Raw genomic sequence first — 25,653 nt, 5'->3', positions numbered from 1 at the left:
GGCTCAACGACCGGGCGGACGACGCACTCTGATGTGTCGTCCGCCCGGTCGTGTTCCGGTGTCGGTGCGCCGGTCGGTACGCCCGTCCGTGCGCTTGCTCGTACAGGTGTTCCAGCGTTCGGAGGGCTGTGTGGGTGAGTTGTATCTCCCTCATTTCCCTTGGTGCAAATGGCCGCAAAAAGACACTCATCGGACGTCTGACACCCGGATGGAGGGCGCTCGACGTGTAAGTTCCGGGGCCGAGAGCCTTGGAAGGGACCGATCCGGTGAACAAGAAGCTTGCGGCCGCGCTGTCCGGCGGTGCGGTACTGGTACTTACGCTGTCGGGCTGCAGCAGCGACGACAACAGCGAGAAGGTGAACGCCTGGGCCAAGAAGGTATGCGACCAGGTCCAGCCCCAACTGCAGAAGATCGCGAACGCCAACGCCGCCATCCAGCAGCAGACCGCCGACAACAGCAAGCCCGCCGACGTCCAGAAGACCGACTCGGCCGCCTTCCAGCAGATCTCGCAGGCGTACAAGGCGCTGGGCGCGGCTGTCGATTCGGCGGGCGCGCCGCCGGTCGACGGCGGCGAGACCACGCAGAAGGAGGCTGTGAAGGAGCTCAACGCCTCCTCCGTGGCGTACGCGAACCTGCAGACGAAGGTCGACGCCCTCAATACGAAGGACCAGGCGAAGTTCGCCGACGGTCTCAAGGGCATCGCGGACGAGCTGAACAAGATCGGCACCAGTGGTGACGAGGCGCTGAAGAGGCTCCAGTCCGGCGAGGTCGGCACCGCCATGGCGAAGCAGAAGGGCTGCCAGAAGCCGACGGCCTCGGTGCCGCCGAACACCGCTTCCTCGAAGGCGGCCTCCCCGTCCGCCTCTCCCAGCAAGAAGCCGTAACCGAACGGAAGCAGGGGTTGTACGGACGGCCCGGCGGCCACGGTGGGCGCCGGGCCGCTGCCGTTGTCAGCGGTAACGGCCACAATGGGTGGGTGAGTACGACCAGTCTTCCCGCGCCCGACCGTTCGCCCCGGCTCCGCGAAGCCCTGCTTGCCGCCGCCTTCACCGCCGACGGACTCCTCGACCTGCTCGGTGCGCCGGCCTATGCCGCGCTCGCCCGCAGCGAGACGGTTCCGGCGCTGCGTGCCACCAGGGGAGACTCCCCCCTCGAAATACTGGTGCGGCTCTTCCTGCTCCAGTACTCCGTCCCGTACGAGCGGGCCCGCGCCGCGCTCCCACTGGCCCAGTGCATCGAGGACGGCTGGGTGACCCGGACCGGCGACGAGGTGCGGGCCACGGTCGACGTACGCCCGTACAGCGGGCCCGAGGGGCAGGACTGGTACATCGTCTCCGACCTGGGCTGCGCGGTCGGCGGCGCGGGCGGCATCGGTTCCCGCGAGGAGGGCGTGGTCCTCGGAGTCGGCGGGGCGTCCACCACGCTCGCCGGGATCACCGTCCGTACGCCTGTCGCCTCCGCGCTCGATGTCGGTACGGGCTCCGGCATCCAGGCGCTGCACGCCTCGCAGCACGCCACCCGGGTCACGGCCACCGACCTCAACCCGCGTGCGCTGGACTTCACCCGACTGACGCTCGCCCTGTCCGGCGCTGCCCCGGCCGAGCTGCGCCAGGGTTCCCTGTACGAGCCGGTCGGAACCGAGACGTATGACCTGATCGTCTCCAACCCGCCGTTCGTCATCTCGCCCGGTGCCCGCCTCACCTACCGCGACGGCGGCATGGGCGGCGACGATCTGTGCCGGACTCTGGTGCAGCAGTCGGGCGACCGGTTGAACGAAGGCGGATATGCCCACTTCCTCGCCAACTGGCAGCACGTCGAGGGCGAGGAGTGGCAGAACCGGCTGAGTTCCTGGGTGCCTCGCGGCTGCGACGCCTGGATCGTGCAGCGCGAGGTCCAGGACGTCACGCAGTACGCGGAGCTGTGGCTGCGCGACAGCGGCGACCACCGCACGGACCCAGCAGAGTACGCCGCACGGTACGACGCCTGGCTGGACGAGTTCGAGGCCCGCAAGACCAAGGGCGTCGGCTTCGGCTGGATCACCCTGCGGAAGTCCGCCCCGGCTGCCGCCGGGAACCCGTCCGTCGTGATCGAGGAGTGGCCGCATGCGGTGGAGCAGCCGCTCGGGCCGGCCGTCCAGGCCCACTTCGCCCGCCAGGACTACCTGCGCGAACAGGACGACGCGGCGCTCCTGGCCGGCCATTTCGCACTCGCCGCCGAGGTCGTGCAGGAGCAGGTCGGACTGCCGGGCGCGGAGGACCCCGAGCATGTGGTGCTCCGTCAGAACCGCGGGATGCGGCGTGCAACGAAGGTCGACGCCGTCGGCGCGGGCTTCGCGGGCGTGTGCGACGGAACGCTGCCCGCGGGCCGGATCCTGGACGCGATCGCCCAGTTGATGAACGAGGACCCCGTGCTGCTGCGCGACCGCACCCCGCAGGCGATCCGACTACTGGTGGAGGAGGGCTTCCTGGAGCCGGTGCCGTCGGCGGGCTGATGGCGTTGCTCTGGTGCCAGCCCCAGCTCCAGCGCCGGCCCTGGTCCCGGGGTGGGGCGGCTGCCGACTTCTGCCACCGCGGCTGTCTCCGGCACCGGGCTCCGTTCCGGCCCGGGCACGTGCTGCCGTATGTAATGAACGGGCTCACCATCAGCGTCTTCATGCTCACCGCCTGGCTGGGGCCGCAGAGGCCGTGGATTCCGGTTGGCCGGCGGACCGGTGTTGCCCCGGGGCCTCGGCCTCGCGCTTCCGGGATGTGCGAATCCGGCCATTCACCGGGGGTTCGCGTGCACGACGCCCTGGGATGGCACCCTCCCCCTGACCGGATGGCACGGGCCCCGGCCGAGCAGGGACAGGGAGGCGTACGGACATGGAGAGCGGACCTGCGGTCTTCGCCGGAACAGCATTCGCACTGTTCGGCGCCGCGCTGCTGCTGTGGACGGGGGCGCGCGTGCTGCACCGCGCGCCGGTGGCGCACGGTGTGAGCCCCGTCGCCTCCGCGGCTCTCGCCACTGTGTTCGGCGTACTTTTTCTCGTCCTCGGTGTGTGGAGCTTCACCCGCATCTGATCCACTCCCCGCCGGACCGGGCCGGGAACCGCAGGTCACGGCGGCCAGTGGCAGGGAACACGCCCGGACCGTCCGCCTCTCACCGCCGGTGCCGGCAGCGCCGCCACAGCAACCAGAAACCCGCAGGCAGCGGCCGTGTGCGCGGCGGACCGGGCAGTCCGGGCGGCAGGAATGGCGGAAGTCGGGTTACCGTTCGAGTGGCCGTTGCGGGCTTTTGCCGTTTGACACGGGGGCGGGTTGTACCGTCACACTCCGCAGCGACAGCACCGTCGGCAGCGTCATCGCGCTGCCCGGATGCCCACTGAGTGTCGACCGGAGAGAAGAGCGAAGTTGTCCCCGACCAGCGAGACCGCACAGGGCGGCCGCCGACTCGTCATCGTCGAGTCGCCTGCCAAGGCGAAGACGATCAAGGGCTACCTCGGCCCCGGATACGTCGTCGAGGCGAGCGTCGGGCACATCCGCGACCTGCCGAACGGCGCCGCAGAGGTGCCGGACGAGTACACCGGCGAGGTCCGTCGGCTCGGCGTCGACGTCGAGCATGACTTCCAGCCCGTCTATGTCGTCAACGCGGACAAGAAAGCGCAGGTCAGGAAGCTCAAGCAGCTGCTGGCCGAGTCCGACGAACTCTTCCTCGCCACCGATGAGGACCGCGAGGGCGAAGCCATCGCGTGGCACCTGCAGGAAGTTCTGAAGCCCAAGGTCCCGGTTCACCGGATGGTCTTCCACGAGATCACCAAGGACGCGATCCGGGAGGCCGTCGCCAACCCGCGCGAGCTCAACCAGCGCATGGTCGACGCCCAGGAGACCCGCCGAATCCTCGACCGTCTCTACGGCTACGAGGTCTCGCCGGTCCTGTGGAAGAAGGTCATGCCGCGCCTGTCGGCCGGCCGCGTCCAGTCCGTGGCGACCCGTCTCGTCGTCGAGCGGGAGCGCGAGCGCATCGCCTTCCGTTCCGCCGAGTACTGGGACCTGACCGGCACCTTCGCCACCGGCCGCACCGGTGACGCCTCAGACCCGTCGACCCTCACCGCCCGCCTCAGCGCGGTCGACGGCCGCCGCATCGCCCAGGGCCGTGACTTCGGTCCGGACGGGCGGCTGAAGTCCGGCTCCGGTCAGGTGCTGCACCTGGACGAGACGAACGCCCGCGCCCTGGCCGCCGCGCTCGCCGAGGCCACGTTCGCCGTACGGTCGGTCGAGTCGAAGCCGTACCGTCGTTCCCCGTACGCCCCGTTCCGCACGACGACCCTCCAGCAGGAGGCGAGCCGGAAGCTGGGCTTCGGGGCCAAGGCCACCATGCAGGTCGCGCAGAAGCTGTACGAGAACGGCTTCATCACCTATATGCGTACGGACTCCACCACCCTCTCGGACACGGCGGTCTCCGCGGCCCGGGCCCAGGTCACGCAGCTGTACGGCGCCGACTACCTGCCGGAGAAGCCGCGCACGTACGCCGGGAAGGTCAAGAACGCGCAGGAGGCGCACGAGGCGATCCGCCCCTCCGGCGACCGCTTCCGCACCCCTGCCGAGACCGGCCTCACCGGCGACCAGTTCCGGCTCTACGAGCTGATCTGGAAGCGGACCGTCGCCTCCCAGATGAAGGACGCGGTCGGTAACTCCGTCACCGTCAAGATCGGCGGCCGGGCGAGCGACGGCCGGGACGCCGAGTTCTCCGCGTCCGGCAAGACGATCACCTTCCACGGCTTCATGAAGGCGTACGTCGAAGGCGCCGACGACCCGAACGCCGAGCTCGACGACCGTGAGCGGCGCCTCCCGCAGGTCACCGAGGGTGATGCGCTGTCCGCCGAGGAGATCTCGGTCGACGGCCACGCCACCAAGCCGCCGGCCCGCTACACCGAGGCCTCGCTGGTCAAGGAGCTCGAAGAGCGCGAGATCGGCCGCCCGTCGACGTATGCCTCGATCATCGGCACCATCCTCGACCGCGGCTACGTCTTCAAGAAGGGCACCGCGCTCGTCCCGTCCTTCCTCTCCTTCGCCGTGGTCAACCTGCTGGAGAAGCACTTCGGCCGGCTCGTCGACTACGACTTCACCGCGAAGATGGAGGACGACCTCGACCGCATCGCGCGCGGCGAGGCCCAGTCCGTGCCGTGGCTGAAGCGCTTCTACTTCGGTGCGGGCGCCGGCGACACCGCCGGAGCGGGGGCGGCCTCCGACGCGGGCAACGGCGACGGCGACCACCTCGGCGGTCTGAAGGAGCTCGTCACCGACCTCGGCGCGATCGACGCGCGCGAGATCTCCTCCTTCGCCGTCGGCAACGACATCAAGCTCCGGGTCGGCCGGTACGGCCCGTACATCGAGCGCGGCGAGAAGGACTCCGAGGGGCACCAGCGCGCGGACGTGCCGGAGGACCTGGCGCCCGACGAGCTGTCCGTCGAGTACGCGGAGGAGCTGCTGGCCAAGCCGAGCGGCGACTTCGAGCTCGGTGCGGACCCGGTCACCGGGCACCAGATCATCGCCAAGGACGGGCGTTACGGCCCGTATGTCACCGAGGTGCTGCCCGAGGGCACCCCGAAGACCGGCAAGAACGCGGTCAAGCCGCGGACGGCCTCGCTCTTCAAGTCCATGTCGCTGGACACGGTGACGCTGGCCGACGCGCTCAGGCTGATGTCGCTGCCGCGTGTCGTCGGCGAGGACACCGACGGCGTCGAGATCACCGCGCAGAACGGCCGCTACGGCCCGTATCTGAAGAAGGGCACGGACTCGCGGTCGCTGACCTCCGAGGAACAGCTCTTCGACATCACCCTCGAAGAGGCCCTCGCGATCTACGCCCAGCCCAAACAGCGCGGCCGCGCCGCCGCCAAGCCGCCGCTGAAGGAACTGGGCACCGACCCGGTGAGCGGGGCTCCGGTCGTGGTCAAGGACGGGCGCTTCGGTGCGTACGTCACCGACGGCGAGACCAACGCGACGCTGCGGACCGACGACAGCGTCGAGACCATCACGCCGGAGCGCGGCTACGAGCTGCTCGCCGAGAAGCGTGCCAAGGGGCCCGCCAAGAAGAAGACGGCCAAGAAGGCCCCGGCCAAGAAGGCGACCGCGAAGAAGACGGCGGCCAAGAAGACGACTGCGGCAGCCAAGAAGACCGCGGCGAAGAAGACGACCGCGAAGAAGACGACGACCGCGAAGAAGGCGACTGCGGCGAAGAAGACGACTGCGGCGTCCGTGGAGGACTGACCGTACGACCGATCGCCGGAGGGGCTGGGCTTTCCAGCTCCTCCGGCGCCTGCGGCGGGGCTGGTCACCTACCCGCCCTTTCCCGGAACCGGCGCTCTGCCCCGGACCCCGCTCCTCAAGCACCGGAGAGGCTGGGAATGCCTCTCAATCGCCGGCGGTGCTGGAGACGCTCACCCCCCGGGACGCCCATATGTTCGGGCGGGGCCTCCGGGGACCCCGCCGCTCCGGATAGGCTGGGCGGATGACGCGAGCCGAGCAGCCAACGGTCGTGAGCCCCACCTCCGACACACTTGCCGCAGACTCACGCGAGCGTGCCGTACGAGCCCTGTTGCGTGTTCCCCCGCTGAAGCGGTTGTGGAGCGCCCAGCTCGTCGGCAGTATCGGCGATGCACTCGCCCTTCTCGTGCTGGTGCTGATGTCGCTGCAAGCGGCGGTCCTTGAGGGCTCATTCGGAGCCGGGTACCGAGGGGCGGCGTTTGCCGTCGCCGCGGTGTTCGGTGCCCGGATCCTTGCCACCCTGCTCTTCGGAGCCGTACTCCTGGGGCCGCTGACGACGCTCACCGCGCCAGGAGGACCGCTGGACCGGCGGTGGCTGATGATCGGGACGGACGGGCTGCGGCTCGCGCTGCTGGTCGTCGCACCGCTGTGGATCGACTGGATGCCCGACAAGGCGCTCATGATGATCCTCATCACCGTCTTCGTCATCGGCGCAGCCGAACGCCTGTGGACGGTTGCGAAGGACGGTGCCGCCCCGGCGCTGCTGCCCGCCCCGCCCCCCGAAGGCGCCGCTGTACGTCCGCTGCCCGACCATCTCGGCGCACTGCGCCGGCTCTCCATCCGTACCGACTTCGCCGCCATTCCGGCCGCCGCGGCCGTCCTGCTGATCGCCACGCTCATCGGCAACCTGCTGGGCTCGGGCCTTGAGTGGTTCTCACTCCACCAGGCGGCCCTCGGCTCGTACGTCGCGGCCGGGCTCTTCTCGGCCTCGGTCTCCACCCTGTACTTCCTGGAACTGCCCGGTTCGCAGACGCCCCGCCCGCGCTCGCCGCTGGAGGGCCTGCGCCGGCCGTCGACCGGCAGCGGACCCGACAAGGGCCGCACCGGATCCGTGCCGCTGATCGTCGGCGTCTCTGCCGCAGTCGCCGGAGCCATTGCCGCCGCTGCCGCCGTCGCCGTACTCCACGCCGTCGACCTGGGCGGCGGCCCCGCCACCTTCGCCCTGCTGATCCTCGGCCTGACCGGAGCCACGGGTGTCGGCATCCGAACCGCGGGGAAGGTGCTGCCCGCGCTGTCACGGCGCCGGCTGCTCGCGCTGGCCATCGCCGTCACGGGCATCGCACTCCTTGCCATGGGACTCGTGCCGGACACGGCGACCGTGCTGATGATCGCGGTGCTCGCCGGATACGCGGCGGGTGTCGCGGCCGGCACCGGTCATGTCCTGGTCGACCAGGAGACCGAGGAGTTCCGCCGGGCCAGGACCACCGAACACCTCCAGGCCGTCGTACGGGTCCTCATCGCGCTCGGCGCGCTCGCGGGCCCGCTGCTGGCCGCCGCGATCGGCGAGCACCGGCTGACCTCCGGGGGCTTCGTCTTCGCCCACGGTGGGGCGGCCTTCGCGCTGATGCTGATCGGCGCACTGCTGCTGCCCGTCTCCGTGATCGTCCTCGCCAAGACGGACGACCGCTCCGGAGTGCCGCTGCGCCGTGATCTGCGCGAGGCACTGCGCGGCGGCGACCCGGCCGTCGCCCCCGCCGCGACCGGCTTCTTCCTCGTCCTGGAGGGCGGCGACGGCGCCGGCAAGTCCACCCAGGTCGAGGCGCTCGCCGAGTGGATCCGTGCCAAGGGCCACGAGGTCGTCGTCACCCGCGAGCCGGGTGCGACCCCGGTCGGCAAGCGGCTGCGCTCGATCCTGCTCGATGTGTCGTCGGCCGGGCTCTCCAACCGGGCCGAGGCACTGCTGTACGCCGCCGACCGCGCCGAGCACGTCGACTCGGTCGTCCGTCCGGCGCTGGAGCGGGGCGCGATCGTCATCTCCGACCGCTACATCGACTCGTCCGTTGCCTACCAGGGCGCGGGCCGTGACCTCTCCCCGACCGAGATCGCCCGGATCTCGCGCTGGGCGACGAGTGGACTCGTACCGCATCTGACGGTGTTGCTGGACGTCGACCCGGAGACCGCGCGCGAACGGTTCACCGAGGCGCCCGACCGGCTGGAGTCCGAGCCGCCCGAGTTCCACGCCCGGGTGCGGTCCGGCTTCCTGACGCTGGCCGCGGCCGACCCGACCCGCTACCTGGTGGTGGACGCGGGCCAGGATCCGGAATCGATCACCACGGTCGTACGCCACCGGCTCGACCAGCTTCTCCCGCTCTCCGAGGCCGAGATCAAGGCCCAGGAGGAGGCGCGCAAGGCCGCCGAGGAAGAGGCCAGGCGCAAGGCCGAGGAAGAGGCGGCCCGCAAGGCCGAGGAGGAGCGGCTGGAGCGCGAGCGGCAGGAACAGCTCGCCAAGCTCCGCGCCGAGGAGGAGGAGCGCAAGCGCCGCGAGCTGGAGGAGGCACGCCAGCGCGAGGCCGAACGCCAGGCGGAGGAGGCCCGGCAGCGGGCCGAGGAAGCCCGGCGTCTGGCCGAGGAGGAGAGGACCAGGCTGGCGGCCGAGGAAGCGGCCCGCGAGGCCGAGCAGGCCCGGCTGCGCAGGCAGGCCGAGGAGGAGGCCCGGCTGCGCAAGGAGGCCGAGGCGCGGCGGCTGGAGAAGCAGCGCAAGGCCGAAGAGGCGTTGCTGCGGGCCGAGGAAGCCCGCCGGCAGGCCGAGACCGAGGCGGCTGCGGCGGCGGAGGCAGCCCGGGCGGAGGCGGCTGCGGCGGCGTCCGTGCCGGACAGCGAGATCACGGTGCCGACACCGATCGTCAACCCGAACGATGTGACGCAGCCGGTGCCTTCGCCGGTCACCCCGCCCTCGCCCTCCGACGAGGCCGAGACGGCAATGATTCCGAAGATCCATGACCGGTCCGAGCGCCCTGGCGTGGCGGGTGCCGCGGACGAGACGGCGGTTCTTCCCCCGGTACAGGACGTACGCGACGCCCGGGCCGCTCGTGACGCCCGGGACGCGAATCCGGCAGACCGGGTTCCGCGGGGCATCTTCCGTGACGAGCGCCCGGCGGACTCCGTCCGGGAGAGCGAGAACGAGCGCACGCGCGAGCTTCCGCAGATCGGCGACCCGCATGCGGTCGCTCCGCAGCCGGTTCAGGACCACTGGGACGGTCAGGAACACCAGGAGCGCCGGGGCCGGCGCCCTCGTCCCGACTGGGCCGAGGAGACACCGCTGGACGATCTTCCGACGCTGGCGGACGAGCTGCTGGGCGACCACCGTGACGACGAGGACTCAGGCCCCTCGGGCCGGGGACGGCGCCCGCGCCGCTGATCCGCGGAGGCTGCCGGGCGGGTCTGCCCGGCAGCCGGACTGCGGTGCTGCCGGGATTGTCAGACCCGTCCCCCACAATGGGAGCCGGATCGACAAGCAGTGACATCACAGCTGTGCGGCCGCATCGCAGAGCAGCCGCGCAGCCGCACACCACCGGAAGGGCGGTGACCCATGACCGTATGGGACGACCTGGTCGGTCAGGACCGGGTGCAGGAGCAGCTCGGCGCCGCCGCCCGGGACGCCGATGCGCTGGTCACCGCCCACTCCGCGGGGGAGCAGGTGCCTCCGGGGTCGAAGATGACCCACGCCTGGCTGTTCACCGGCCCGCCGGGCTCCGGCTGTTCCACCGCCGCCCGGGCCTTCGCCGCCGCCCTCCAGTGCACCAGCCCCGACCGCGCCCTGGGCGGCGCACCGGGCTGCGGCTTCTGCGACGGCTGTCACACCAGCCTCATCGGTACGCACGCCGACGTAGAGGTGGTCCGTACCGATCTGCTCTCCATCGGTGTGAAGGAGACCCGCGAGCTGGTCCGCCGCGCCCAGCTCTCCCCGGCCGTCGGCCGCTGGCAGGTCATCGTTCTGGAGGACGCCGACCGGCTCACCGAAGGCGCGGGGAACGTCCTGCTGAAGGCCGTCGAGGAGCCCGCGCCGCGCACGGTGTGGCTGCTCTGCGCACCCTCCCTCGAAGATGTGCTGCCCACCATCCGTTCCCGCTGCCGTCACCTCACGCTGCGCACGCCCCCGGTCGACGCTGTCGCCGATGTCCTGATCCGGCGCGACGGCATCGATCCGGAGCGGGCCGCGTCCGCCGCCCGTGCCACCCAGGGCCACATCGGCAGGGCCCGCCGCCTCGCCACCGACGAGAGGGCCCGCTCCCGTCGCGCCGCCGTGCTCAAGCTCCCGCTGCGGGTTGAGGACATCGGAGGCTGCCTCAAGGCCGCCCAGGAGCTGATCGACACCGCCACCGATGACGCCAAACAGGTCTCGGAGGAGGTCGACGCCAAGGAGACGGAAGAGATGAAGGCCGCCCTCGGCGCTGCCGCCGGGGGGCGGATGCCGCGCGGCACGGCGGGGGTGATGAAGGAGCTGGAGGACAGACAGAAGCGCCGCAAGACCCGTACCCAGCGCGACAGCCTCGATCTCGCCCTCACCGATCTGACCGGCTTCTACCGCGACGTACTGGCCATCCAGCTGGGCTCGCGGATCGCCATCGCCAACGCGGACGCACAGGACGCCCTCGACCGCATCGCCCGCTCCTCCACGCCCGAGCGCACCCTGCGCCGGATAGAGGCGGTGATTGCCTGCCGCCGGGCGCTGGATCGCAATGTGGCGCCGCTGCTCGCGGTGGAGGCGATGACGATGGCGCTCCGAGCGGGCTGACCCCACTCATCGCTTATCGCCGCTTATCACTGCTTTTTCACCCGTACGAGCAGACAAGCGGGCGAACCGTCACGCGGCGACTACGCTCCGGGGATGGACACCAGGCGCCCGCTCCGCATCCTCGGCACCGCGCTCGGCACTGCCGGCCTCCTCATCTCCGGCTGCAGCAGTGGCAGTTCGACGAGCACCTCGCCGTCCGCCGCATCCGTCCCCGCCGCGCTCGCGCCGTATTACGCACAACAGCTGAACTGGCGGGACTGCGGCGTCGAGGGGTTCCAGTGCACGACGATGAAGGCGCCCCTGGACTACGCGAAGCCGGACGGCGGCGACATCGCGCTGGCCGTCTCCCGTAAGAAGGCCACCGGGCCGGGCAAGCGGATCGGCTCCCTCCTGGTGAATCCGGGCGGCCCCGGCGGTTCGGCCGTCGGCTATCTCCAGAGTTACGCGGCCATCGGATATCCCGCCCAGGTCCGGGCCCGTTACGACATGGTCGCCATTGACCCGCGCGGAGTGGCCCGCAGCGAGCCCGTCGAATGCCTCACCGGTTCGCAGATGGATGCCTACACCCAGGTCGACCAGACCCCGGACGACGCCACCGAGGTCAGCAGGCTGAGCGACGCCTACAAAGAGTTCGCCAGCGGCTGCGAGCAGCGCTCGGGCAAGATTCTCCCGCATGTCTCCACCGCCGAGGCGGCCCGCGACATGGACATGTTGCGGTCCCTGCTCGGTGACGAGAAGCTGCACTACGTCGGGGCGTCGTACGGCACCTATCTCGGCGCGACGTACGCCGAGCTCTTCCCCGCCCGGGTCGGCCGCCTGGTCCTGGACGGCGCGATGGATCCGTCGCTCCCCGCAGTCGACGCGAACCGCGACCAGACCGCGGGCTTCGAGACCGCGTTCCAGTCCTTCGCCGCCGACTGCGTGAAGAAGGCGGACTGCCCGCTCGGCACCACCTCCGCCACCGACGCGGCCACCCGCCTGAAGCAGCTCTTCGCCGGCCTCGACGCCAGGCCGATCCCCACCGGCGCCTCCCGCGAGCTCACCGAATCCCTCGCCACCACGGGAGTCATCGCCGCCATGTACGACGAGTCGGCCTGGCCCCAGCTCCGCGTTGCCCTCACCGGGGCCGAAAAGGGCGACGGCTCCGGCCTGCTCTCCCTGTCGGACAGCTATTACGAACGCGAGCCGAACGGCACATACGCGAACCTGATGTTCGCCAACGCCGCCGTGAACTGCCTGGATCTGCCGCCCGCCTTCGCCGACGCCGATGCCGCAGCCCAGGCACTCACCGTCTTCGAGAAGGCATCCCCGGTCTTCGGCAGGACCTTCACCTGGGCCGCCCTGAATTGCGCCCACTGGCCGGTCCGGTCCACCGGCACCCCCCACCGCATCGAGGCGAAGGGCGCCGCCCCGATCCTCGTGGTCGGCACCACCCGCGACCCGGCCACTCCGTACAAGTGGGCCGAGTCCCTGGCCGGCCAGCTCTCCTCCGGCACCCTCCTCACCTACCGCGGCGACGGCCACACGGCGTACGGCCGCGGCAGCGACTGCATCGACACGGCGATCAACACCTACCTCCTGGACGGCACCCCGCCGACCGAGGGCAAGATGTGCTCCTGATCGCATCCGGACTGCCGCTGACCTGCGAAAACGGGCCAAAACCGGGCTGGTACGGAGCACCCTGGGAATCTGTGTAGACTTGGCGACGCTGCTGATCGCACCATGGTGCGACAGGGCGTGCCGCCTTAGCTCAGTTGGCCAGAGCAACGCACTCGTAATGCGTAGGTCTCGGGTTCGAATCCCGAAGGCGGCTCGGATTAACCCCAGGACTCACTCGCCGTGACCTGGGGTTTTTCTTATGCGCTTGTTCGACTACTGCAGCGCGGGGCCTCCGGTTGACATGCGGCGACCCGGTGGGAGGGTGGAAGAGGCGTCAAGCCCCGCCCGAGACCGATATGTCCGGAGCGGTCGGACGGCCACCGGGAGCAGCGGCTCGCGGCTTTTGCGGATCCAGTGATCCAACGATCCAGTGATCCGGAGTTCCGTCGGATCCGCACTCCGGGGATCCGACGGCAGTGCATGCCTTCCTTCATCCTTGCGTGGCCGGTTTTCCTCGCCAGACCTTTCAACGCGGTGGACGCGGAGGGCGCGATCGGGGAATGCGGAATACGGAGGCAATTCCATGAAGGCACTGGTGTACGACGGACCGCGTTCGGTGAGCGTCAAGGACGTGCCGGACGCGAGGATCGAACGGCCGACGGATGTGCTGGTGAGGATCACCTCGACGAACATCTGCGGTTCTGACCTGCACATGTACGAGGGGCGCACCGACATGGAGACGGGGCGCGTCCTGGGCCACGAGAACATGGGTGAGGTGATCGAGGTCGGTGACGGCGTGGACCGGGTGAGAGTGGGAGACCTGGTCTGCTTGCCGTTCAACATCAGCTGCGGGTTCTGCCGCAACTGCGACAACGGGCTGACGGCGTTCTGTCTGACCACGCCGACGGATCCGAGGATGGCCGGCGCCGCGTACGGCTTCGCGGGAATGGGCCCGTACAACGGCGGCCAGGCGGAGTTCCTGCGGGTTCCGTACGGGGACTCCAACTGCCTGGTGCTGCCGGAAGAGGCGCGGGAGAAGCAGACCGACTACGTGATGCTGTCCGATGTCTTCCCGACCGGCTGGCACTGCACCGAACTCGCGGGTGTGCGGCCGGGCGAGACCGTCGTCATCTATGGTGCCGGGCCGGTCGGTCTGATGGCCGCCCTGTCGGCGAACCTCAAGAGCGCCGCCAAGGTGATGGTTGTCGACCGTCACCCGGACCGGCTGCGTCTGGCCGAGGAGATCGGCGCCATCCCCATCGACGACTCCAAGGGCTCACCGATCGATCAGGTCAACGAGCACACCAACGGGCTGGGTGCGGACCGCGGTTGTGAGTGTGTGGGCTACCAGGCACATGACGCCCAGGGGCACGAGCAGCCGAACCTGACGCTGAACAATCTGGTGCAGTCGGTGAAGTTCACCGGCACCATCGGCGTGGTCGGCGTCTTTCTCCCTCATGACCCCGGCAGCCCGGACAAGCTCTACAAGGACGAAGGAGAGATCGCCTTCGATTACGGCATGTACTGGTTCAAGGGCCAGTCGATGGGTACCGGCCAGGCCAACGTCAAGGCCTACAACCGCCAGCTGTGCAACCTCATCCAGCAGGGCAAGGCCAAGCCGTCGTGGATCGTCTCCCACGAGCTTCCGCTCTCGGAAGCGGCGCGGGGCTACGAGCACTTCGACAACCGGGACGACGGCTGGACCAAGGTCGTCCTCCACCCCGGCGGCATGGGCTGAATCCGGCTGGGTCGCCCGCTCGGGGGCCGGGCCCACGTTTCTTGTGGAGGGCTTCGGGGGTTTGGGTCCCGGGTTCTGTTCTGTTGAATCACACGTTCCTGCCGCGGGGAGCGGAGTTCCCGGCCCCGCACGCCCACGGATACACCGACCGGACGGCGAGCGACAGGACCGAGGACGCTGGTTGTGCACCTCAACACGGACACCGATCACCAGGGCTCCGAACCGAGCACCCTCTTCGGTGAGGTGGTCACCCGCGTCGTGACCCCGCAGCACATCTACACACTGCCGGCCCAGTCGGCGGGGCGGTGAACGGGTCGGTGGGCCGGTCGGCGGTCCGGTGCTCAGTCCGTCAACTCGGTGATCAGTGACGTCGCCCGGCCGATGAGGGCCACCTCGTGCGGGGTCATCGTCGGGTTGGCCGCGCGGTGCGAGGCGGCTTCGGCGAGGTGGCGGTGGGAGATGCCGCCGGAGGCGGAGAAGTGCGGCAACAGGGCATCCAGCAGGGCGCGGGCGCCCGCCGACGCGGGGGCACGGGCGTCGACCGCGACCTGGGCGAGGATCAGGGTCGACATGGCCCGGTCCGCGGCCGGTACGCCCTCCCTGGTGTTGCTCCAGTCGATCACCACCGGGCCCCGGTCCGTCAGCATCACATTGTCCGGGTGCAGGTCGAGGTGGAGGATCCGGTCCTCGGGGTGCGGGGAGAGCCGGGCGGGGACGCTGTGCAGTTCGGCGAGGAGACCGGCCAGCATGGTGCCGGCCTCGGCCGCAGAGAGATCGCCGGACAGCAGGGACTGCAGCATCGTCGGGCCGGTCAGGCGCTGCAACACCAGTTCGCCGGGCGCCGCCTCGGCGTTGCGGGGGCCGAGGCGGGGGACCGGGTAGCCGTGGGCGCTGAGGTAGGACATGACCGTCCACTCGTGGGTGGTGTCCATGCCGTCGCGGTAGCGGCGCAGGACCCACTTCTCGTCGAGCGCGTACACATCGGCGGATCGTCCGGCACCCAGCAGCTCACCTATTCGCATGGGACGAACTTATGGGTGCGGGCGGCGGCACGGGGAGATCACCAGCGCATATGGACGTCCTCGGCCCAGCCGAGGAGCCGGTCCACGGCGATCTCGCGGCCCTTGTCGTCCCGGATGCGGCCGGTGCAGTGGCCGAAGCATTGGCCGGTGCGGTTGGCGATCAGGCCGGCGCCGGTGCGGGTGGAGCGGTTGTGGAAGGGGGTGAAGGTGAGGTCCACCAGGGGCCGGTCGTCCGCGGACCGGCCGGGCGGTGACGCGTACTGCATGAACGGCTCGGGGCGCTGCTCCATCGGCTTCTTCCCCGTGAAGCGCGGCAGCAGCCAGTCCGGTCTCGTCGGCGCCGGTCACGGCGGAACGGTCCGGCAGCGCAACACCGGCGTCACCTACCGGGAGGGCGCCGTCTCCGGGGTCACCCGCACCAATGTGTGCGCCGAACCGGGCGACTCCGGCGGTTCGTTCATCTCCGGCAGCCAGGCGCAGGGCGTCACCTCCGGCGGCTCCGGCAACTGCTCCCAGGGCGGGTACGACGTACTTCCAGCCGGTGAACCCGGCGCTCCAGGCGTACGGGCTCACCCTGGTCACCAGCGGCACTCCGACGGACCCGCCCACTGACCCGAGGGACCCGCCGACCGACCCGGGCGGCTCCGACCGGGCGGCCGGAGCGTTCTGCAACGCGGGAGACCGGGTCACGTACGGCGGGGTCACGTACCGCTGTCTGCCGGCGCACTCGGCCATGATCGGCTGGGAGTCGCCGAACGTCCCCGCGCTGCGGGAACGCGGGTAGGTACGGCGCACGCGGTGGGGCCGCTGTCCGGGGGCGGGTACCGGTCTGCGGAGTAGCCTGGATGTGTACGGCTCCCGGTGAGCCGCCTTTGTCGGCCTGCGCATCGAAGGGGGCCGGTACGGCATGGACACCCTGGTCACCGTCGTGGTCGTCCTCGCGATGATCGCGATCGCAGCGTTCGTCATCCACATGCTCAATGCCAGGCATCGGCATCAGCATCTGCGTCCCGCGCACTACGATCACGGGCTGGCCGGGTTCGACGACGGACCGGACGCACGACCTGCTCCGGGACCTGCCCCGGGGGGTTCGGGCGAACAGCGGGGGAGCGGAGGGCCGGGGGGGCCCGGTACGCCCGGCCCTGGCGGGTGATCCGCAGGTGGCGGGCTACTTCGCGTCCGAGTAGCGCTCCACCACCGCCGTCGTGAACGGAAAACGCACCGGCGTATCCCCGAAGGCGGTCCGCCCGGCCAGGTCGCCGGCCGCCCGGATCGCCTCCACGACCGCCTCTGCCTCCTCCTGTGGACAGTGCACGATCACTTCGTCATGCTGGAAGAAGACCAACTCGGCCCGGAGACAGGCGGAGCCGAGCGACCGGCGCAGGGCGGCCAGGAGCAGCAGCGCCCAGTCCGCCGCGCTGCCCTGCACCACGAAGTTACGGGTGAAGCGGCCCCGCGCGCGAGCGTTCGACGATGCGTAACCAGGGGTGAATTCACCCTCGGCGGAGGGCTGTTCCGTGTTCTCCTGCGGGATGCCGGCCTCGTCGTTCTCCTCGCTCCCGGCCGCGGGTGGACTGGTCCGGCCCAGCCACGTCCGTACGAGACGTCCTTCCTCGCCGGCTTTTGCCGCATCGTCGACGTAGGCCACGGCCAGCGGAAATCTGCGGCGCAGGGCTGCCAGGTTTTTCAGGCCGTCGCCCGAGGTCTGGCCGTAGATCGCGCCCAGCAGGGCGAGCTTGGCGTGGTCCCGGTCGCCGTGGAAGGCCCGGTCCGAAAGCGACGTATAGAGATCGCCGTCATGGCCCGCCACCTCCATCAGACCGCGATCGCGGGAGATCGCAGCCAGCACTCTGGGCTCCATCTGGTCGGCGTCCGCGACGACGAGGCGCCAGCCCTCGTCGGCGACGACCGCCTGCCGTATCACCTTGGGGATCTGCAGCGCTCCTCCGCCGTTGGTCGTCCAGCGGCCGCTGACCGTGCCGCCCGGCTGGTACTCGGGGCGGAAACGGCCGTCGCGCACCCAGTCCTGGAGCCAGCCCCAGCCGTGCGCCGTCCAGATCCGGTACAGCTTCTTGTACTGGATGAGGGGTTCCACCGCCGGATGGTCCAGCTCCTCCAGCTCCCAGCGCCGGGTGGACTTCACCTTGATGCCGGCCTGTGCGAACGCCTTCACCACGTCGGCGGGCAGGTCGGGGCGGACCCGTCTGCCGAAGGCGGCCGACACCTCGTCGGCCAGCTCGGCCAGCCTGCGGGGCTCGCCGCCGCCCGCGTAACGCTCGCCGAGCAGTTCGTGGAGCACGTCCCGGTGCACGTCGGCGCGCCAGGGGAGGCCTGACCGGTTCATCTCGGCGGCGACCAGCATGCCGGCCGATTCGGCGGCCGTCAGCAGGCGCATCCTGCCCGGGTGTGCGGTGGCGTCGTGGCGGCGGAGCTGGTCGGCGTACACCTGGAGCAGGTCGTCGAAGGGCAGGTCCGTGCCGGACTGCGGTTCGAAGAGGGAGGACTGTGAGCCGGGCTCGGCGGAGCGGGGCGGAGGATCGGGGGGTACGGGGGCGTTACGCAGGCGGGCGTGGGCGGCGGCTGCGGAACGGGGTTCGCCGAGACGGCCCTCGTGGGCGAGGAGGAGGGATTCGGCGACCTCGATGTCGTAACAACGGGCCACGGGGACGCCGGCGGCGAGCAGACGCGGGTAGATCTCGGCGGTGGACCGCCAGACCCAGCGTGTGACATCAGGCCGGGAGCGGACCGCCTCCACGAGGTCGGGTTCGGTCAGGACCGGGGCGGTGGGCAGGCCGGTGGAGTCCAGCGGGGCGAGGAGGGCGCCGCCGGTCTCCGTGGTGGCCAGAGCCCAACGTTCGGTCATGTTGTCGAGTCTGGCACCCGGCACTGACAGGGGCGTGGGGCGTGGGGCGGGGGCGCGGGGTGGGGTGGGCCGCTGTGCGGGGTTTCACCCCACCCCCGCCCTTTCCCGAAACCGAGGGCTCTGCCCAGGACCCCGGTCCTCGAACGCCGGACGGGCTGGAGGGGCCGGAGCCACAAGCGCCGGACGGGCCGAAACCTAATCGGAGTCCGTCGTCCAGGTGCCCAGGGAGATCTCGGCGGTGATGCCGGGGCCGAAGCCCGCCATGAGGCCGCGGTGGCCGTCAAGGACCGAAGCCTCGTCGAACATGCGGCCAAGGGCGTCGAGCACCACCGCGCTGGCTATGTTGCCGTACTCGGTGAGCGTGGCGCGGCTGAAGCGGAACGCTTCCGGCGGCACGTCGAGGAAGCGGCTCAGGTCGTCGAGGATGCGCGGGCCGCCCGCGTGGATGATGTAGAAGTCCATCTTCCCGGCGTTCCACTGGTGCTCCTCCGCGACGGCGTTCAGGGCCGGGGCGAGGGGCTCCATGGTTCCTGGCACACGCTTGTCGAGCTGGAAGTGGAATCCGGTGGACCGGACCGCGTAGGAGATCCAGTCCTCGGTGTCCGGGATGATGTACGAGCCGTTGCTTTCCAGTCGGACTCCGGTGCCACCGCTGCCGCGGACCACGACAGCGGCTATGCCGTCGCCGAACAGGCCGTTGGACAGCAGGGATCCGACACCCAGATCGGTGGGCTGGTAGCACAGCGAGCAGAACTCGCAGGCGACGATCAGCACATTGGCGTCGGGGTACGCCGTGCAGAAGTCGTGGGCCCGGTTGACGGCTGCGCCGCCCGCTGCGCAGCCGAGTTGGGCGATCGGCAGCTGTCGCGTCTCCGGACGGAAGCCCATCTTGCCGATGAGCCACGCGGTCGGCGGAGGCATCATGAAGCCGGTGCAGGAGACGTACACGATCAAGTCGATCTGCCGCGGCTCCAGTCCGGCCTGATCGAGTGCCCGGCGTACCACCGCCGGTACCCTGGCCTTGGTCTGCTGCTCGTAGGTGATGCTGCGGGCGTCGAAGCCCGGGTGCTGCAGCACCTTCTCGATCGGTTGGATCAGGTGCCGTTTCTGCACCCCGGTATGTTCGATCAGACGAAGGACCAGGTCGATCTGCGGATGGTCGCCGTGCAACCGTTGGGCCAGCTCCAGGGTTTCCTCGTTGGTGATGACATACTCGGGAACCTCGATTGCCGGCTTGCAGAGAACCGCCATGGAACTCCTCCTAGCGGACTTTTGGTCCACACCGCCGGGCCCGGAACGGTTACGGGGTGTCCGCCGACGCGGGAGTGGCCACCACGGCTCCGCACGCGCGGTTGCGCGCGCAGAACTTTGGTGGATTCCTGCGCCGGGTTCGGTACCCCTGATACGGGCGCGGACGGGCCGACCGTCGAAGACTGAGTTCTAGCCGTTCATGGGCGGATACTGATCCGCCACGGCTTGGGTGGGTGGCCGTCGGGATCACGTTACGGCAGGCGGATCGGAGCCGCATGTCGAGCCGACGCACAGCGCGCAGCAGGACACAGTGAGGCGCCCGGTGCGCAGCAGGGCAAAGCGAGGCGCCCGGTGCGCAGCAGGGCAATGCGAGGCGCCCGGTGCCCCGGGATTGTTCCGGGTTGCCGGGCGCCCTGGTGCGACGCATCATCAATGAGCATCACTGTCCGTGCACAGAGGCCCGGTGCGTTGCCGGACCTCCCCTGTCACCAGGTGACAGGCAGTTCGAGGGGATAGCGCCAGATCGAGGTCTTGTTCCAGCGCACTTCCTCGGCCGGCGTCGCCAGCTTCAGAGCGGGGAAGCGCTCCAGCAGGGTTCCGATGGCGACCTGGAGCTCCGTGGCGGCGAGCGGCGCGCCGAGACAGTGGTGTCCGCCCCAGCCGAACGTCATGTGGGACGGATTCTCGCGCTCCAGATCCAGCTCGTCGGGCCGGTCGAACTTCCGGGGGTCGCGGTTGGCCGTCAGATAGGAGACGTGCACGATGTCCCCTTCCCGGATCAGCACCCCGCTCAGCTCCACGTCCTCCAAGGCGACCCGGGGGATGCCGACGCCCTTGCGGAACGGGATGAAGCGGAGCAGTTCCTCCATGGCCTGCGGGAGCATGCCGGGGCGCTCGCGCAGCATGGCGAGCTCGGCCGGCCTGGTGAGCAGCGTGTAGGCGATGTTGCCGATCTCGTACGTGGTGGTGTCCTGGCCCGTGATGAGCAGCACCATGGCCATCACGGTCAGTTCCTGGTCGTTGAGGATCTCGTCCCCGTCGCGAGCCGTGGCCAGCGCGCTGATCAGGTCGTCGCCGGGGTCCGCGCGCCGCTCGGCCGTCAGCTTCTGGAAGTAGGCGCGGAGATCGGCCTTGGCGCGTACCGCGGCGTCCTTGTTCTCGACGGTGGTGTCCATCATGGTCCGGGCATGGGCACGCAGTTGAGCGCGGTCGGCGTCGGGAATGTCGAGGACCTCGCAGATGGTGGTCAGGGGCAGCGGGGCCGCCAGATGCTCGAAGAGATCGGCGGGGGCTCCGTGCTCCTCCATCCGGTCCAGCAGCTCGTCCACGACATGCTGGGTACGCACCTTCATGCGCTCCATGTGACGAGGCGCGAAGCCCTTGGAGATCAGGCTGCGCAGGCGGCTGCTGCCCGGCGGGTCCATCACGTTGATCGCTTCGTCCTGAACGATCGGCTCGGGGGTCATGCGCGGGAAGTTCCGGCCGATGATGGCGCTCCGGCTGAAGCGCCGGTCGGTGGTCACCGTGCGCACGTCGTCATAGCCGGTGACGAGCCATGCCTCGCCGTCGCCGTGCGGCAGCCGGATGCGGGAGACGGGTTCTTCGGTCATCAAGTGCCTGAGCACCGGGTCGAATTCGAGGGCCTCGGCATAGTCGAACGGGCAGTGCCGTGCGCCGGCGACTGGTTCCATACGGAGCTCCAGAGGGGGATCTGACGGGCGGTTCGAGGAATCTGCGGGCTGGACGGGACATGGGTGCCCGGTCACCCGCACAGGCACGCGCCACTCCGGGCCGATTGGTCCATATGCAGAACGGATTCGACAGCCGGGGTCGCTGGACCGGCGCAATCGGTCCAGCGACCGTCTCCGGTCTGTCCGGTCTGTCCGGCGGGGTCGGCGCGTTCGCCGGGATCGGAGTGAACGGCCGGTCTCAGCCGGAAGGTACGACGTCGGTGGCGTCCACCGCGGGGCGCACCGCCCGGGCGAGCTCGACGCCGTCGCCCACGGCCCAGAAGTGGGTGAAGAACAGGCGGGGGTCCTCCGCCAGGTGATGGTTGTGCAGCTCGACGAGCTTGATCCCGCCGCGCCGCAGTGCCTTCAGCACGTTCGGCACCTCCTTGGCGAGCATGACGCAGTCACCGCTGAGCGCGGCCCGGCCGCCGCCCAGCGGCTGGAAGTTGAACGCGCTGGTCGATCCCAGGCCGGGCGGCAGGATCAGATGGCCGTCCGCGATGGTCTCGCGGCGGACGAAGATGCTCTTGTAGAGCCCGTCCTCGATGGAACCCTTGGCGCCCAGTACCGCCTCCATTCCGGCGATGTCCAGATCGACCGGGGTCGGCGGTCCCGGCGGCAGGGCGGGCGGGGTTCCGGTGCGGTCGAATCCGGCGCGCAGACCGCGGGCCAGGGCAACCGCGTCGTGACCGTGTGCGTGGACATGGGTCCACCAGATGTCGGGGGTCTGGGCGAGCAGGTGCTTATGGAGCGCGGTCTGCTCGATTCCGTGCGCCTGCCAGGCATCGGTCACCCATTGCAGTTCGTCCTCGGTGACCACCACGTCGCCCATCAGCATCGTGCTGCCGTCGGCGTAACGGACGAAGGCCACATGCGTGCCCAGCGCGAGCCCGGGTGTGACGACCACGCCGTCGGAGACCACGTGAAGGTCCCGACGGGGGAAGCCCGTGTGGTAGGTCGTTCCGCGCAGCATGTTGCCGGTGCGGCCCAGCGCTCTCGCCACGCCCGCCCAGTCCGTCAGGCCGGTCGGCACCGGCCTGACCCGCCTGCCGTGCCCCGGCCCGGTCGTCCCGTGGGGCAGGGCGCGAGCGGCGGCCGGCCCCGCGGCGGTCAGCATCGGTGCGAGTGCGGCTGCGGCCAGTACGCGTCGCCGCGACGTGATCGCCCGTGTATTCGTGTCCTGCTGTCGGTCCCCAGTCATCACTTATTCGCCTCCATGGCGAGATGAAACCATGCGAAACATGGATGAAAGGATGAAAGCGGACGCATCGTCAGCGGGTAGGGCTGGATGGACTAAGCGCGCTGTCCGGACCGGTTCCGTACAGCCCGTCCGGACCTTCGGCGCACCGGCACCGAGCGGCGCCGCACCGCTCTCGGCAACAGCGCTGCTCCGGCCGCGACCACCGCGCACACCCCGGCCGCCCCGGCCGTCAGCGGCCACTGCACCGATATCTCCACCGGTGCGGACAGCGAGGCCAGCGCGGCGGCGAGGCCCGCCAGGTTGACCGCGGTCACGGCCAGTCCGAGCAGTGCCCCGAGCCCGACCGCGAACAGGGCCTCCCCGGCCACCACCGCGAGGACCCGCGGCCGGGCGGCCCCGGCCAGCCGGAGGGCGTTCAGCTCCGAGGACCGTACGGACCCCGCCATCAGCATCGTGTTGGCGAGGGCGATCGCCGTGTACACCAGCGCGATCCCCAGGATCACGGTCAGGCCGAGCCGGGTCTGCGGACTCGTACGCGGGTGTGTCGCGGCCAGCCACTGCTCCGTCGACCGCACCTCGCCGCCGGTGTCGCGCAACTGTGCTGCGACAGCGGCCCGGTTCGCGCCCGGCGAGAGGCGTACGTCGATCCGGTCCACCGGAGCCGCCGGCGCGTTCGCCCTCGTGACATAGGCCCCGTTGTTCCCCGTCCCGCGCGCCAGCACCGCCGCGATCCGCAGCGCGACCGGCCGTCCGTCGCCGAGCCACACCCGTACCGTCGAGCCCACCGTGTGCTGCTCCCACTCCTCGTTCACCACGATCGAGCGGTCGTCCAGATCCCGGATGTCGCCCGCCGCCACCGGCAGTCGCCCGACCGTCGCGAGGGCCTTCGCGTCGTCCACCGCCCGCGCCTCGGAAGTGATCAGAGCGGTGTCCTCCTCGCGTACGTAGACGGCTGTCGAGGCGGACGCGGACAGCGTTGCGCCGCGCACCGGCCGTACCTTCAACTCCTCGCCCGTCACGACCAGATCGGCCCGGGTGTGCTCGCGCGCCTCGGCGGCCTTCACCGCCGACACCGTCATCGCGGAGCCGGCCACCGAACCCGCCAGCGCCACGGTGATCAGCACCGGAGCGGCCACTGCCGCCGTACGCCGCAGCGAAGCCGACGTGTTCGCGGTCACGAGCATTCCGGTCGCCCCGGGCAGCCGGATCAGCCGGGCCAATGGGCGTACCAGCAGCGGCGCGAGCAGGGCAGCGGCCGTGATCAGGACCATCGGCTGAGTGGTGTACGTCTTCCGTTTCAGCAGCGCGGACGGGTCCGTGGCGAGGGACTTCGCCATGAGGAACGCGGCTCCCGCGAGCAGGGCGAAACCCAGCAGTCGACGGGCCGGCGGCAGCACGCCCGTATCGACATCGGCCTCGCGCAGCGCCTCGGCCGGGCCGGTTCTGCCCGCCCGCCGCGAGGCCGCCCAGACCCCTGCGAACGCCACGATCAGGCCGGTCCAGAAGGCGGCGTGCAGCGGCCAGGCAACCGGGCGGACGGTGAACCAGGACGGCGCCATCCCTTCGTCGATCAGCAGCCCGGCCGACAGCGGCGCGACCCAGCGGCCCAGCGCGCACCCGGCAGCCGAGGCGAGCGTGCCGACCACGGCCGCCTCCGTCAGCAGCAGCCGCCGCAGCTGGCCCGGCGTGGCGCCGGCCGTGCGCAGCAGCCCGAACTCGCGCCGGCGCAGCGCCACCGCGAAGGCGAACGTCGATGCGACGACGAAGACCGAGACGAAGGCGGTGACGCCGCCCGCCGTGCCGAGCAGGGCGTTCACGGTCAGCAGCCCCTCGGCGTCCCGCTCCGTGGCCGGGTCGGCGCGGCGGCGGCCGTCGCCGGTGAGGACCAGGGCGCGGTCGCCGACGACGCGGCGCACCTCGGCGACGGGCGCGTCCACGCCGACGGCGTCCGGGCCGCGGTGCGCTCCGTTTCCGTCGTCCCGGGTCACCTGGCCGAGCGCCCGGAGGTCGCGCAGGAGTGCGATATCCACAGGGTGTGGATGAGCGAGCCTGCGGCTGGCCTCCGTCGTGGACGGCCCGCGCCGCACCTCCACGGTCAAGGTGTCGTCGCCCATCACCACCACCGGCGATCCGGCGAACCGCTGCGGCGCCCGGTCCGGGGCGTCGAAGGTCGAGGCGAGGCCGAGGCCCATGGCCGCGATCAGCCCCACGCCCAGCGCGAGCGCGACGAAGGTGCCGATGAGCGTGGTCCAGCGGGTACGAAGGGTGGCCAGGGCGACGGTCAGCACGACGCCACCTCCGCACGGCCCGCGACAGTCAGCACGATGCCACCCCGCACGGCCCGCGACAGTCAGCACGATGCCACCCCCGCACGGCCCGCGACACCTGCTACGGCGGCCGTCGTGCGGCGTGCCGCGGTACGTCCCGACGCCATCCAGGCCGCGATCCGCCCGGCCGGCAGCCCGGTCAGATCGTCCGCCACCCGCCCGTCGACCAGGAAGACCACCCGGTCCGCACAGGCCGCGGCCATCGGGTCATGGGTGACCATCACGATCGTCTGTCCCTCCCGGTCCACCAGCTCCCGCAGCATCACCATCACCTCCTGGCTCGTCGCGGTGTCCAGTGCACCGGTCGGCTCGTCGCCGAAGAGCACCGCGGGCCGGGTGATCAGGGCCCGTGCCAGTGCCACCCGCTGCTGCTGTCCGCCGGACATTTCGGCCGGCCGGTGCCCCGCCCGGTCGGCGAGACCGACCCGGGCCAGGGATGCACGCACCTCGGTACGGGACGGGCGGCGGCCCGCGAGGCGCAGCGGCAGCGCGACATTCTGGGCGGCGGTCAGCGAAGGGACCAGGTTGAACGCCTGGAAGACGAAGCCGATCCGGTCCCGGCGCAGCAGTGTCAGCCGGCGCTCGCTCAGCCCGGTCAGCTCCACCCCGCCCACCTCGACGGTGCCGGACGTCGGCCGGTCCAGTCCGGCCGCGCAGTGCAGCAGCGTGGACTTGCCGGAGCCGGACGGGCCCATGACGGCGGTGAAGGTGCCGGAGCGGACGGTGAGGTCGATGCCGTCGAGGGCGTCGACCTCACCATAGGTACGGCGTACGGAGCGGAGCCGTACGGCATCGGTGGCACTCGCGGATGCAGCGGACGCATGCGGGGAAGTCATGTTCTCGATCGAACCGTTTCCGCGCTCCGCGATCACGACCACCAGAGCC

18 protein-coding genes, 1 tRNA gene and 1 pseudogene are annotated in these 25,653 nt (G+C 70.6%); 12 read left to right on the top strand and 8 right to left on the bottom strand.

Going from position 1 to position 25,653, the window contains the following annotated elements; translation table 11 throughout:
• Positions 1 to 266: 266 nt before the first annotated feature.
• From ACIPEK_RS23645 to ACIPEK_RS23600, 10 genes are all read left to right on the top strand, one after another.
• Positions 267 to 884, top strand: a complete 618-nt coding sequence (locus ACIPEK_RS23645; RefSeq protein ID WP_401999315.1) for a small secreted protein — start codon at positions 267 to 269, stop codon at positions 882 to 884.
• Between the two features lie 92 nt (positions 885 to 976).
• On the top strand, positions 977 to 2,491 hold the full coding sequence (locus ACIPEK_RS23640) for a methyltransferase (RefSeq protein ID WP_401999312.1): 1,515 nt from the start codon (positions 977 to 979) through the stop codon (positions 2,489 to 2,491).
• A gap of 370 nt (positions 2,492 to 2,861) precedes the next feature.
• Positions 2,862 to 3,059 carry a hypothetical protein gene (locus ACIPEK_RS23635; RefSeq protein ID WP_401999309.1) on the top strand — a complete coding sequence of 66 codons (198 nt, stop codon included), beginning with the start codon at positions 2,862 to 2,864 and terminating at the stop codon, positions 3,057 to 3,059.
• A gap of 330 nt (positions 3,060 to 3,389) precedes the next feature.
• Entirely contained in the window at positions 3,390 to 6,245 is a 2,856-nt protein-coding gene (topA, locus tag ACIPEK_RS23630) for a type I DNA topoisomerase (protein ID WP_401999306.1), read from the top strand.
• A 241-nt stretch (positions 6,246 to 6,486) separates the two neighbouring features.
• A complete protein-coding gene (gene tmk / locus ACIPEK_RS23625) occupies positions 6,487 to 9,660 on the top strand; it encodes a dTMP kinase (protein WP_401999303.1) in 3,174 nt (1,057 codons plus the stop codon).
• A gap of 171 nt (positions 9,661 to 9,831) precedes the next feature.
• Positions 9,832 to 11,037 (top strand): DNA polymerase III subunit delta', encoded by a 1,206-nt coding sequence (locus ACIPEK_RS23620; RefSeq protein WP_401999300.1) that lies wholly within the window; start codon positions 9,832 to 9,834, stop codon positions 11,035 to 11,037.
• Positions 11,038 to 11,130: 93 nt separating this feature from the next.
• Positions 11,131 to 12,657, top strand: coding sequence for an alpha/beta hydrolase (locus ACIPEK_RS23615; RefSeq protein ID WP_401999297.1), 1,527 nt, complete (start codon positions 11,131 to 11,133; stop codon positions 12,655 to 12,657).
• A 119-nt stretch (positions 12,658 to 12,776) separates the two neighbouring features.
• Positions 12,777 to 12,850: transfer RNA gene (locus tag ACIPEK_RS23610), tRNA-Thr, on the top strand.
• A gap of 369 nt (positions 12,851 to 13,219) precedes the next feature.
• Positions 13,220 to 14,374 (top strand): glutathione-independent formaldehyde dehydrogenase, encoded by a 1,155-nt coding sequence (locus ACIPEK_RS23605; protein ID WP_401999294.1) that lies wholly within the window; start codon positions 13,220 to 13,222, stop codon positions 14,372 to 14,374.
• A 183-nt stretch (positions 14,375 to 14,557) separates the two neighbouring features.
• Positions 14,558 to 14,683 (top strand): hypothetical protein, encoded by a 126-nt coding sequence (locus ACIPEK_RS23600; protein ID WP_401999291.1) that lies wholly within the window; start codon positions 14,558 to 14,560, stop codon positions 14,681 to 14,683.
• A 32-nt stretch (positions 14,684 to 14,715) separates the two neighbouring features.
• On the opposite strand, the gene ACIPEK_RS23595 is transcribed toward ACIPEK_RS23600, so the two are convergent.
• Together ACIPEK_RS23595 and ACIPEK_RS23590 are read right to left on the bottom strand one after the other, a co-directional pair.
• Positions 14,716 to 15,396, bottom strand: a complete 681-nt coding sequence (locus tag ACIPEK_RS23595; protein WP_401999288.1) for a phosphotransferase — start codon at positions 15,394 to 15,396, stop codon at positions 14,716 to 14,718.
• A 38-nt stretch (positions 15,397 to 15,434) separates the two neighbouring features.
• The gene (locus ACIPEK_RS23590; protein ID WP_401999285.1) at positions 15,435 to 15,662 is read right to left on the bottom strand and encodes a DUF2804 domain-containing protein; all 228 of its coding nucleotides are present in this window, start codon (positions 15,660 to 15,662) and stop codon (positions 15,435 to 15,437) included.
• On the opposite strand from ACIPEK_RS23590, the pseudogene ACIPEK_RS23585 reads away from it, so the two are divergent.
• Both ACIPEK_RS23585 and ACIPEK_RS23580 read left to right on the top strand, forming a co-directional pair.
• Positions 15,622 to 16,180, top strand: a pseudogene (locus ACIPEK_RS23585) (carbohydrate-binding protein); the annotation flags it as partial. The gene ACIPEK_RS23590 and the pseudogene ACIPEK_RS23585 overlap by 41 nt on opposite strands.
• A gap of 123 nt (positions 16,181 to 16,303) precedes the next feature.
• Positions 16,304 to 16,549, top strand: a complete 246-nt coding sequence (locus tag ACIPEK_RS23580) for a hypothetical protein (RefSeq protein ID WP_401999282.1) — start codon at positions 16,304 to 16,306, stop codon at positions 16,547 to 16,549.
• A 15-nt stretch (positions 16,550 to 16,564) separates the two neighbouring features.
• Here the strand turns inward: ACIPEK_RS23580 and ACIPEK_RS23575 are convergent, their stop codons facing one another.
• The 6 genes from ACIPEK_RS23575 to ACIPEK_RS23550 form a co-directional block, all read right to left on the bottom strand.
• Positions 16,565 to 18,259, bottom strand: a complete 1,695-nt coding sequence (locus tag ACIPEK_RS23575) for a bifunctional 3'-5' exonuclease/DNA polymerase (RefSeq protein ID WP_401999279.1) — start codon at positions 18,257 to 18,259, stop codon at positions 16,565 to 16,567.
• Between the two features lie 195 nt (positions 18,260 to 18,454).
• A complete protein-coding gene (locus ACIPEK_RS23570) occupies positions 18,455 to 19,510 on the bottom strand; it encodes a type III polyketide synthase (protein WP_401999276.1) in 1,056 nt (351 codons plus the stop codon).
• A gap of 485 nt (positions 19,511 to 19,995) precedes the next feature.
• Entirely contained in the window at positions 19,996 to 21,201 is a 1,206-nt protein-coding gene (locus tag ACIPEK_RS23565; RefSeq protein WP_401999273.1) for a cytochrome P450, read from the bottom strand.
• Positions 21,202 to 21,439: 238 nt separating this feature from the next.
• A complete protein-coding gene (locus tag ACIPEK_RS23560) occupies positions 21,440 to 22,441 on the bottom strand; it encodes a DUF1259 domain-containing protein (protein ID WP_401999270.1) in 1,002 nt (333 codons plus the stop codon).
• A 92-nt stretch (positions 22,442 to 22,533) separates the two neighbouring features.
• Entirely contained in the window at positions 22,534 to 24,729 is a 2,196-nt protein-coding gene (locus ACIPEK_RS23555; protein WP_401999269.1) for an FtsX-like permease family protein, read from the bottom strand.
• Positions 24,730 to 24,791: 62 nt separating this feature from the next.
• Positions 24,792 to 25,604 (bottom strand): ABC transporter ATP-binding protein, encoded by an 813-nt coding sequence (locus ACIPEK_RS23550; RefSeq protein WP_401999267.1) that lies wholly within the window; start codon positions 25,602 to 25,604, stop codon positions 24,792 to 24,794.
• Positions 25,605 to 25,653: the final 49 nt, after the last annotated feature.

Origin of the sequence: Streptomyces sp. NPDC088246 (assembly GCF_044741025.1) — a bacterium.
Lineage (GTDB): Bacteria > Actinomycetota > Actinomycetes > Streptomycetales > Streptomycetaceae > Streptomyces.
The sequence above is the reverse complement of the archived record's forward strand: the minus strand, read 5'-3'. Positions and strand labels throughout refer to the sequence as shown.

Excerpts from the sequence above, each read along its gene's own strand:
- ACIPEK_RS23635 (WP_401999309.1), top strand. The coding sequence starts at position 2,862 with ATGGAGAGCGGACCTGCGGTCTTCGCCGGAACAGCATTCGCACTGTTC.
- tmk (WP_401999303.1), top strand. The coding sequence starts at position 6,487 with ATGACGCGAGCCGAGCAGCCAACGGTCGTGAGCCCCACCTCCGACACA.
- ACIPEK_RS23620 (WP_401999300.1), top strand. The coding sequence starts at position 9,832 with ATGACCGTATGGGACGACCTGGTCGGTCAGGACCGGGTGCAGGAGCAG.
- ACIPEK_RS23615 (WP_401999297.1), top strand. The coding sequence starts at position 11,131 with ATGGACACCAGGCGCCCGCTCCGCATCCTCGGCACCGCGCTCGGCACT.
- ACIPEK_RS23605 (WP_401999294.1), top strand. The coding sequence starts at position 13,220 with ATGAAGGCACTGGTGTACGACGGACCGCGTTCGGTGAGCGTCAAGGAC.
- ACIPEK_RS23595 (WP_401999288.1), bottom strand. The coding sequence starts at position 15,396 with ATGCGAATAGGTGAGCTGCTGGGTGCCGGACGATCCGCCGATGTGTAC.
- ACIPEK_RS23590 (WP_401999285.1), bottom strand. The coding sequence starts at position 15,662 with ATGCAGTACGCGTCACCGCCCGGCCGGTCCGCGGACGACCGGCCCCTG.
- ACIPEK_RS23580 (WP_401999282.1), top strand. The coding sequence starts at position 16,304 with ATGGACACCCTGGTCACCGTCGTGGTCGTCCTCGCGATGATCGCGATC.
- ACIPEK_RS23575 (WP_401999279.1), bottom strand. The coding sequence starts at position 18,259 with ATGACCGAACGTTGGGCTCTGGCCACCACGGAGACCGGCGGCGCCCTC.
- ACIPEK_RS23570 (WP_401999276.1), bottom strand. The coding sequence starts at position 19,510 with ATGGCGGTTCTCTGCAAGCCGGCAATCGAGGTTCCCGAGTATGTCATC.
- ACIPEK_RS23565 (WP_401999273.1), bottom strand. The coding sequence starts at position 21,201 with ATGGAACCAGTCGCCGGCGCACGGCACTGCCCGTTCGACTATGCCGAG.
- ACIPEK_RS23560 (WP_401999270.1), bottom strand. The coding sequence starts at position 22,441 with ATGACTGGGGACCGACAGCAGGACACGAATACACGGGCGATCACGTCG.
- ACIPEK_RS23550 (WP_401999267.1), bottom strand. The coding sequence starts at position 25,604 with ATGACTTCCCCGCATGCGTCCGCTGCATCCGCGAGTGCCACCGATGCC.